The sequence below is a fragment of the Promicromonospora kroppenstedtii DSM 19349 genome (genome assembly GCF_000515355.1).
Lineage (GTDB): Bacteria > Actinomycetota > Actinomycetes > Actinomycetales > Cellulomonadaceae > Promicromonospora > Promicromonospora kroppenstedtii.
Genome location: NZ_KI911619.1, coordinates 20087 through 20529 on the forward strand (window position 1 = coordinate 20087; position 443 = coordinate 20529).

1 pseudogene is annotated in these 443 nt (G+C 74.7%); it reads left to right on the plus strand.

The window, feature by feature from the left end:
* Window positions 1–443: pseudogene (locus PROKR_RS33915) on the plus strand (hypothetical protein); the annotation flags it as partial.

Here is a 443-nt window from a genome sequence, read left to right on the forward strand (position 1 = left end):
CGGAGGGCGAGGCACCGGCGGTCGGACCCACCGACGAGGTGCCGCTCGACGTGCTCGACGACATCGACGGCCTCGTGCTCCAGTCCCTGCTCGTGGTCGAGGAGGACGCCGCCGCGTCCGGCACTGCTGGGAGCGCGCCTGCTCCGGTTCGTTATCGGATGCTGGAGACGGTCCGCGAGTTCGGCCTGCTGCGGCTGACCGAGGCCGGGGAGGACGATGCCGTCCGCGACGCGCTGCTGCGCTGGGCCAAGGACGTGGCGGCGTACTGCACGTCCCGGCTGCTCGGGCCCGACCAGGTGACCGCGATCGGCCTGCTGCGCTGCGAGCACGAGAACCTGCTGTTCGCGATCCGGGCGGCGGCGCGCGCGGGACGGCCGGACGTCGTCGTGCACGGGTTCGTGGCGCTCGGCGGCGCGTGGACCCTGCGCGGGGCCGAGGACCGC